Below are 8116 nucleotides of genomic sequence, written 5' to 3'. Positions count from 1 at the left end.
TACGTCGCCGTAGAACTGATAGGTGGGTTCGGCGAGGATCTCTGCGCCCGAGGCCTTGGCCCGGCCGAAATGGGCGTTGATGTCGGTCTCGATGTGCACGTGCACTGTCTGGGTGCACTTGCCGTCCGTCGAGCGCGGGCTCCGGTGCGCGTCGCTCCATTCTCCACCCAGCATCACCGTGCCGGACCCGAAACTCATCTCCGCGTGGACGACCGCGCCGGAGGCGTCCTCCAGCAGCATCAATAATCGGAAGTCGAAGGCGCGTTGCAGCCAGGCGATCGCCGCCCTCGGGTCCTGGTAGAAGAGCGCCGAAATAAGATCGGGACGGGCCATGGCGGGCGTCTTCCTTTCAGTTCGCCGGCGGCGCGGCGCGGCGCGTTCGATCCTGCGAACAGTTCCGCCGCTTGGCAACGGCGGAGGAACGCAAGAAAAAGCCCCGGAACCTGAAGCTCCGGGGCTTTGAAATCTCTATGGGCGGACGCCGCGCCTATTCGTCGGCGAAGCCGGCGTTCTGCAGCGGACCGGAGTCCTTGCCCTTTTCGGCCGGGTCGCGATCGACGAACTCGATCACCGCCATCGCCGCGTTGTCGCCGTAGCGGTAGCCCGCCTTCAGCACGCGGATGTAGCCGCCGCGGCGGTCCTTGTAGCGAGGACCCAGGGTGGCGAACAGCTTGCCGACCTGCTCGACGTCGCGGACCTGAGCGATCGCCTGACGGCGCGCATGCAGATCGCCGCGCTTGGCCAGCGTCACCAGCTTTTCGACGACTGGACGCAGTTCCTTGGCCTTGGGCAAGGTGGTCACGATTTGCTCGTGCTTGATCAGGCTCGCCGCCATGTTGGCGAAGAGGGCTGTACGGTGGGCGCTGGTGCGGCCCAATTTGCGTCGCGCGTAACCGTGGCGCATGGCGGTCTCACTTTCCTGTCGGCCGGGGCGTCTCTCGACGCGCCGAAAAATCTATGCGGCGTCCCTTACGAGGCGCGCCGCAGGCTTATCACATCTGGTCTTCGAACTTCTTAGCCAGCTCTTCGATATTTTCCGGCGGCCAGTTGGGCACGTCCATGCCCAGATGGAGCGCCATGCCGGCCAGCACTTCCTTGATCTCGTTCAGCGATTTGCGACCGAAGTTCGGAGTGCGGAGCATCTCCGCCTCGGTCTTCTGGATCAGGTCGCCAATGTAGACGATGTTGTCGTTCTTCAGGCAGTTGGCCGAACGGACCGACAGCTCCAACTCGTCGACCTTCTTGAGCAGCGCCGGGTTGAACGGCAGCTCGGGCTTGGCCTCGCCTTCGACCTTCTTCTTCGGCTCTTCGAAGGTGATGAAGATCTGCAGCTGGTCCTGAAGGATGCGGGCCGCAAACGCCACGGCGTCCACTGGCGAGACCGCACCATTGGTCTCCACTTCCATGATCAGCTTGTCGTAGTCGAGGCTCTGGCCCTGGCGGGTCGGCTCGACGCGATAGGCGACGCGCTTGACCGGCGAGTAGAGAGCATCGACGGCGATCAGGCCGATCGGGGCGTCTTCCGGGCGGTTCAGTTCGGCGGGGACATAACCCTTGCCGGTCTGCACGGTGAATTCCATGCGCACCTGCGCGCCCTCATCGAGGGTGCAAAGGATGTGGTCGCCGTTGAGAATCTCGATGTCGGCGGGCGCTTCGATCTGGCTGGCGGTCACCGGCCCCGGGCCGTTGGCTCGCAGGGTCATGCGCTTGGGGCCCTCGGCGTGCATGCGCACGGCGAGTTGCTTGATGTTCAGCACGATGTCGACGACGTCTTCGCGCACGCCTTCCAGCGACGAGAATTCGTGCACGACGCCGTCGATCTGCACCGCGGTCACCGCCGCGCCTTGCAGCGACGACACCAGAACCCGGCGCAGGCTGTTCCCCAACGACACACCGAAGCCGCGCTCGAGCGGCTCGGCCACCAGACGCGCCTTACGGTTGGCGTCGGCGCCGCTCTCGATCAGCGGCTTCTCGGGACGGATGAGCTCGTTCCAATTTCGTTCGATCACGGAATAGATGTCCCTCGAAACGCAGTTTCGCCAGCCGCGGGAAGCGGCCGGCGCTTAAGAGGCGCGGGTACTGATGTACTCAGACTCGCCGGCGCTTCGGCGGCCGGCAGCCATTGTGCGGAATAGGCGTCACATCGCGGATGGTGGTGATCGTCATCCCCACCGACTGCAGCGCGCGCAGCGCGGATTCACGACCAGAGCCAGGGCCCGAGACGCTGACTTCCAGAGTCCGCACGCCGTGTTCGGCGGCTTTGCGGCCGGCGTCCTCGGCCGCCATCTGGGCGGCGTAAGGGGTCGACTTGCGGGAACCCTTGAACCCCATCATGCCGGCGGAGGACCAGGAGATGGTGTTTCCCTGGGCGTCGGTGATGGTGATCATGGTGTTGTTGAACGAGGCGTTCACGTGCGCCACGCCCGAGGTGATGTTCTTGCGCTCACGCCGCTTGACGCGCGCCGGTTCCTTGGCCATCGGCTGGGGACTCTCTTACTTCTTCTTGCCGGCGATCGGCTTGGCCGGACCCTTGCGGGTGCGGGCGTTGGTGTGGGTGCGCTGTCCGCGGACAGGCAGGCCGCGGCGATGACGCAGGCCGCGATAGCAGGCCAGGTCCATCAGGCGTTTGATGTTGACCGCGGTCTCGCGACGCAGGTCACCCTCGACGGTGTAGTCGCGGTCGATCGCTTCGCGGATCTGCAGCACTTCGGCGTCGGTGAGCTGATTGACGCGGCGCGCTTCCTCGATGCCGACCTTGTCGACGATCTCGCGCGCCTTCGCCTGGCCGATGCCATGGATGTACTGAAGCGCGATAATCACGCGCTTGTTCGTGGGAATGTTGACGCCTGCGATGCGGGCCACTTGGTAAACTCCTGGTCACGCAGAGATGCGCGAACGCCGCCCCGACTTACACCCGAAGGCATAGAGGCCGGCACGTCCTTCGCGCCCTTTCGCGGAAGCGACCCGTTATAGGGATCGTTGCATTTCCGTCAATGGTCGACGGCGCGAAAAATAGGTTCAGCCCTTGTGGTCTTCAAGGGCGCCGTCGATGGCTTCGGCGACCGCTTCGATGGCGCCCATTCCGTCGACTTCCACAAGCTTCCCCTGCCCCGTGTAATACGGCAACAGCGGCGCGGTCTGACTGTTGTAGGCCGCGAGCCTGACCTTGAAGCTCTCGGGGTTGTCGTCAGCGCGGCCCGATTCGGCGAATCGCCCCGCCACCCGCTGCACCAACGCCGTGTCGTCCACCTTCAGGCGGACCACCAGGTCGATCTTGGCCCCGCGTCCCGCCAGCATGGCGTCGAGAGCCTGAGCCTGGGCGACGGTGCGCGGGAAGCCGTCGAAGATCGCGCCGCCGGCGGACTCGGCCTTGGGCAGACGTTCTTCGATCAGAGCGATGACGATCTCATCGGAGACCAGCTCGCCGCGCTGCATGACGCCCTCGACCCGCTTGCCGAGCGCGCTCTGCGAGGCCACGGCCTCGCGGAGCATGTCGCCGGTGGAAAGCTGGACCATGCCGCGGCCGTCCACGAGGCGCTTGGCCTGGGTGCCTTTGCCGGCGGCCGGCGGCCCGAACAGAATCAGGTTCATGGGTTGAGCCCCCTCCTCCCCATCGGCCGGCCGCTTGCGCGTCCGGCGCGTCCGCTTAGCGGCGTGCGCCTCGCAGCTTCGATTTCTTGATCAGCCCTTCGTACTGGTGGGCCAAGAGATGTGACTGGATCTGGGTCACCGTGTCCATGGTGACGCTTACCACGATCAGCAGCGACGTGCCGCCCAGATAGAACGGCGCGTGGTAGAAGCCGATCAGCGCCTCAGGCAGCAGACAGACCAGGGTCACGTAGGCCGCGCCGATGACGGTCAACCGGCTGAGTACGAAATCCAGATACTCAGCGGTGCGTTTCCCTGGCCGGATGCCCGGCAGGAAGCCGCCGTACTTGCGGAGGTTTTCCGCGGTGTCCTCGGGATTGAACACGACCGAGGTGTAGAAGAAACAGAAGAACACGATCAGTGCGCCGTACAGAACCATGAACAGCGGCTGGCCATGCTGCAGGTGCCCAACGGCGCCAGGCAGCCACTGCGCCCAGGCCGGAAGGTCGGCGGTCGCCAGGAAGCCCATCACCGTCGCCGGCAGCAGCAGCAGCGACGAGGCGAAGATCGGCGGGATCACGCCCGAGGTATTCAGCTTCAGCGGCAAGAACGAGGTGTCGCCGCCAAACATCCGGTTACCCTGCTGGCGCTTGGGATATTGCACCAGCAGCCGACGCTGCGAGCGCTCCATGAACACGATAGCGAACACGACGGCGATCGCGATCGCGCAGATCAGAACCAGGCCCATGGTCGACAGTGCGCCCGTGCGGGTCATCGAGAACATCTGCCAGACGCTGCGCGGCAGCACTGCGACGATGCCGGCGAAGATGATCAGCGAGATGCCGTTGCCGATGCCGCGGCTGGTGATCTGCTCGCCCATCCACATCAGGAACAGCGCCCCGCCCGTCAGGCTGACGACTGTGGAGATCACGAAGAACATGCCCGGCGTGTGCACCAGGCCCGGGCTCGCCGACAGGCCCATGGCGATGCCGAACGACTGGAAGATGGCCAGAACCACGGTCAGGTAGCGGGTGTACTGGTTGAGCGTCTTGCGCCCCGCCTCCCCGCCTTCCTTGCGCAGCTTTTCCCAGGGCGGATAGATCGTGCCGAGCAGTTGCACGATGATCGAGGCCGAGATGTACGGCCCGACGTTCAACGAGAAGATGGCCATGCGCGAGACCGCGCCGCCCGAGAACATGTTGAACATGCCCAGGATGCCGCTGGCCTGGCCCGAGAAGGCCGCTGCGAAAGCCTGAGGATCGATGCCCGGAATGGGGATGAAGGTCCCCAGCCGATAGACGATCATCGCGATCAGGGTGAACCAGATACGCTTGTGAAGCTCCGTGGCCTTGCTAAAGGCCTGGAGATTCATATTGGCTGCGAGCTGTTCGGCGGCCGAAGCCATTCACCAATCCCCTAAACCGTGGTCCCGATCACATAGGACGCCCGGGCCCGCAACGCGAGCCGGCGTCTTCAAGCGTGATCAGGCCTCGGGGCTCGCCTGCGGGCGCGTCAAGGTCAGCTTGCCGCCGGCCTTCTCCACCGCGGCCTGAGCCGAGGCGGTGGCGTGATAGACGGTGATCTCGATCTTGCTGGTGAGCTCACCCTTGCCGAGCAGCTTGACGCCGTCCAGTTCGCGACGCAGCACGCCGGCCGCGACCAGCGCCTTGCCGTCGATCGGGTTCTTGATGTCGAGCTTGCCGGCGGCGATGGCTTGCTCGATGCGCCACAGGTTGACCTCGGCGAATTCCTTGGCGTTCGGCTTGTTGAAGCCGCGCTTGGGCATGCGCATGTGCAGCGGCATCTGGCCGCCCTCGAAGCCGGCGATGGCGACGCCGGAGCGCGCCTTCTGGCCCTTCACGCCGCGACCCGCGGTCTTGCCCTTGCCCGAGCCTGGGCCACGGCCGACGCGCATGCGCGCCTTGACGGAGCCTTCACGGGGCGAAAGTTCGTTGAGTTTGGTCATGAGCGCCTCTCCTTGGAGATCGATCGCCGGGATCCTTCCCGACTCGGCTTGAATGGGGTCGAGCGCCCGCTCCAGGCGGACACTCGGGTGGAGCGGTGGCCTAGTCGACCACTTCCAGCAGGTGGCGGACCTTGGCGATCATGCCACGCACCGACGGCGTGTCTTCCAGCGTGGAGATACGGCCAATACGGTTCAGGCCCAGACCCTGCAGGGTCTGGCGCTGATCCTTGGTCCGGCGGATCGGGCTGCCGGTCTGACGAACTTTGATCTGAGCCATGTGGCTTATCCTTCAGCGTCCGAGGCGGCGACGGCCGAGGCGCCGTCGGCGCGGCGGCCGATCACGTCGCTGACCTTCTTGCCGCGCTTGCCAGCGATCTGACGCGGCGAGGATTGAACCTTCAGCGCTTCGAACGTGGCACGCACCATGTTGTAGGGATTGGACGAACCGACCGACTTGCCGACCACGTCCTGCACGCCGAGGGTTTCCAGCACCGCGCGCATCGGGCCGCCGGCGATGACGCCGGTGCCGGGAGGCGCCGAGCGGACCATCACCTTGCCTGCGCCCCAACGGCCTGCGCCGTCGTGGTGCAGGGTGCGGCTTTCGCGCAGCGGCACGCGGATCATCGACTTCTTGGCTTCTTCGGTGGCCTTGCGGATGGCTTCCGGCACTTCGCGCGCCTTGCCGTGTCCAAAGCCCACGCGGCCCTTCTGGTCGCCGACGACCATGAGAGCGGCGAAGCTGAAGCGGCGGCCGCCCTTCACAGTGGCGGCGACGCGGTTGATGTGGACGAGCTTCTCGACGATGTCGCTGTCGCGCTCTTCATCGCGACCACGTCCGCCGCCGCGCTCTTCATTCCTGCGAGCCATCAGCTTTTCCTTAGAAATTCAGGCCGGCTTCGCGCGCGGCGTCCGCCAGGGCTTTGACCCGGCCGTGATAGATGTAGCCGCCGCGGTCGAACACCACGTCCTTGACGCCCTTCTCAATGGCCCGCTGGGCCACCAGCGCGCCGACCCGGGCCGCAGCGTCCTTGTCCGCGCCCTTGTCGTCGCCTTCCAGCGAAGAGGCGGCCGCAAGCGTCACGCCGCGCTCGTCGTCGATGATCTGGGCGTAGATGTTCTTGGACGAGCGGAACACCGACAGGCGCGGCCGGCCGTTCGCCAGCTTGCGAAGGCGGATGCGGGTGCGCTGCTTGCGCCGTTGGGAATTGTCGCGAGGAGTCGCCATGACCTACTTCTTCTTGCCTTCTTTGCGACGGACCTGTTCGCCGGCGTATCGCACGCCCTTGCCCTTGTAAGGCTCCGGCGGGCGGATGCGGCGGATGCGTGCGGCGGTCTCGCCAACCTGTTGCTTGTCGATCCCGCTGATCTTGATCTCGGTCTGCTTGGGAACGGCGAAGCTGATGCCCGGCGGCGGGGGGATGTCCACGTCGTGGCTGAAGCCCAGCTGCATCGACAGGGCCTGGCCCTTCATGGCGGCGCGATAGCCGACGCCGACCAGCTCGAGCGTCTGCTCGAAGCCCGTCGTGACGCCCGTCACCATGTTGTTCACCAGGCTGCGCGACAGGCCCCACATGGAGCGGGCGCGCGCGGTGTCGGAGCGAACCGACAGCTTCAGCTCGCCGCCCTCTTGGACGATCTCGACTTCCTCGGCCAGCGTCCAGGCGAGTTGGCCCTTGGGCCCCTTCACTGTGACCGTCTGGCCCTCGAGGGTGACCGTGACCCCAGCGGGGACGGCGATCACGTTCTTTCCGATGCGCGACATATCAATAGACCCGGCAGAGCACTTCGCCGCCGACATTGGCGTCGCGTGCGGCGTTGTCCGACATGACGCCACGGGGCGTCGACAGGATCGAGATCCCGAGGCCGTTCTTGATCGGCTTCAGGTCCTTGATCGAGGAGTAGACGCGACGGCCGGGCTTGGAGACCCGGGCGATCTCGGCGATCACCGGCTGGCCGTCGAAGTACTTCAGCTCGATCTCGAATTCCGGGAACGCGCCGGGCTTTTCCACCAGGTGGTAGCCGCGGATGTAGCCTTCCTCGGCCAGCACGTCGAGGACGCGCGCACGCATCTTCGAAGCGGGCGTGCTCACCTTGGCGCGGCCGCGGGTGGCGGCGTTCTTGATGCGGGCGATCAGGTCGCCGATGGGGTCGTTCACCATTGGGGGAACCTCCTTACCAGCTCGACTTGACCAGGCCGGGGATATGCCCGGCCGAGCCCAGATCGCGCAGTGAGATACGGCTCATCTTCAGCTTGCGGTAGTAGGCCCGCGGACGGCCGGTGATCTCGCAGCGGTTGCGGATCCGCACCACCGAGGAGTTACGCGGCAGTTCCGCCAGCTTCAGGCGCGCGTCGAAGCGCTCCTCCAGTGGCAGGCTCTCGTCCACGGCGATCGCCTTCAGCGTCTCGCGCTTGTCGGCGAACTGCTTGACGAGCCGCTTCACGCGGTTATTGCGGTTGACGGCGCTCTTCTTGGCCATTTGCTTTCCCTCTCCCGCCGCTTACGCGTTGAACGGGAACTGGAATTCCTTGAGAAGCGCGCGCGCTTCGTCGTCGGTCTTCGC

Annotated in this window: 14 protein-coding genes; all 14 read right to left on the bottom strand. The window is 65.5% G+C overall.

The window, feature by feature from the left end:
• Window positions 1-333 (bottom strand): VOC family protein (locus tag Q8M88_RS07640; protein ID WP_305596018.1); only part of this gene is annotated, 333 nt, incomplete at its 3' end.
• 154 nt (window positions 334-487) lie between these two features.
• Complete coding sequence (rplQ, locus tag Q8M88_RS07635; RefSeq protein ID WP_305596016.1) at window positions 488-904, bottom strand: 50S ribosomal protein L17; 417 nt, start codon at window positions 902-904, stop codon at window positions 488-490.
• Window positions 905-992: 88 nt separating this feature from the next.
• Window positions 993-2009, bottom strand: coding sequence for a DNA-directed RNA polymerase subunit alpha (locus Q8M88_RS07630; protein WP_305596014.1), 1017 nt, complete (start codon window positions 2007-2009; stop codon window positions 993-995).
• Between the two features lie 79 nt (window positions 2010-2088).
• Window positions 2089-2478, bottom strand: a complete 390-nt coding sequence (rpsK, locus tag Q8M88_RS07625; protein ID WP_305596012.1) for a 30S ribosomal protein S11 — start codon at window positions 2476-2478, stop codon at window positions 2089-2091.
• A gap of 15 nt (window positions 2479-2493) precedes the next feature.
• Window positions 2494-2862, bottom strand: a complete 369-nt coding sequence (rpsM, locus tag Q8M88_RS07620) for a 30S ribosomal protein S13 (protein WP_305596010.1) — start codon at window positions 2860-2862, stop codon at window positions 2494-2496.
• Between the two features lie 156 nt (window positions 2863-3018).
• On the bottom strand, window positions 3019-3591 hold the full coding sequence (locus Q8M88_RS07615; protein ID WP_305596008.1) for an adenylate kinase: 573 nt from the start codon (window positions 3589-3591) through the stop codon (window positions 3019-3021).
• 55 nt (window positions 3592-3646) lie between these two features.
• Window positions 3647-4993 (bottom strand): preprotein translocase subunit SecY, encoded by a 1347-nt coding sequence (secY, locus tag Q8M88_RS07610; RefSeq protein ID WP_305596006.1) that lies wholly within the window; start codon window positions 4991-4993, stop codon window positions 3647-3649.
• A 78-nt stretch (window positions 4994-5071) separates the two neighbouring features.
• On the bottom strand, window positions 5072-5554 hold the full coding sequence (gene rplO, locus Q8M88_RS07605) for a 50S ribosomal protein L15 (RefSeq protein ID WP_305596004.1): 483 nt from the start codon (window positions 5552-5554) through the stop codon (window positions 5072-5074).
• 100 nt (window positions 5555-5654) lie between these two features.
• Entirely contained in the window at window positions 5655-5831 is a 177-nt protein-coding gene (rpmD, locus tag Q8M88_RS07600; RefSeq protein ID WP_305596003.1) for a 50S ribosomal protein L30, read from the bottom strand.
• Window positions 5832-5836: 5 nt separating this feature from the next.
• On the bottom strand, window positions 5837-6421 hold the full coding sequence (gene rpsE, locus Q8M88_RS07595) for a 30S ribosomal protein S5 (RefSeq protein WP_305596001.1): 585 nt from the start codon (window positions 6419-6421) through the stop codon (window positions 5837-5839).
• Between the two features lie 10 nt (window positions 6422-6431).
• Window positions 6432-6779, bottom strand: coding sequence for a 50S ribosomal protein L18 (gene rplR, locus Q8M88_RS07590; RefSeq protein ID WP_305595999.1), 348 nt, complete (start codon window positions 6777-6779; stop codon window positions 6432-6434).
• A gap of 3 nt (window positions 6780-6782) precedes the next feature.
• Window positions 6783-7316, bottom strand: coding sequence for a 50S ribosomal protein L6 (gene rplF / locus Q8M88_RS07585; RefSeq protein ID WP_305595997.1), 534 nt, complete (start codon window positions 7314-7316; stop codon window positions 6783-6785).
• A gap of 1 nt (window position 7317) precedes the next feature.
• The gene (rpsH, locus tag Q8M88_RS07580; protein ID WP_305595995.1) at window positions 7318-7713 is read right to left on the bottom strand and encodes a 30S ribosomal protein S8; all 396 of its coding nucleotides are present in this window, start codon (window positions 7711-7713) and stop codon (window positions 7318-7320) included.
• Window positions 7714-7726: 13 nt separating this feature from the next.
• Window positions 7727-8032 (bottom strand): 30S ribosomal protein S14, encoded by a 306-nt coding sequence (gene rpsN / locus Q8M88_RS07575; protein WP_305595993.1) that lies wholly within the window; start codon window positions 8030-8032, stop codon window positions 7727-7729.
• Between the last annotated feature and the right edge of the window lie 84 nt (window positions 8033-8116).

The sequence above is a fragment of the Phenylobacterium sp. genome, from assembly GCF_030693805.1.
Taxonomy (GTDB): domain Bacteria; phylum Pseudomonadota; class Alphaproteobacteria; order Caulobacterales; family Caulobacteraceae; genus Phenylobacterium.
The sequence above is the reverse complement of the archived record's forward strand: the minus strand, read 5'-3'. Positions and strand labels throughout refer to the sequence as shown.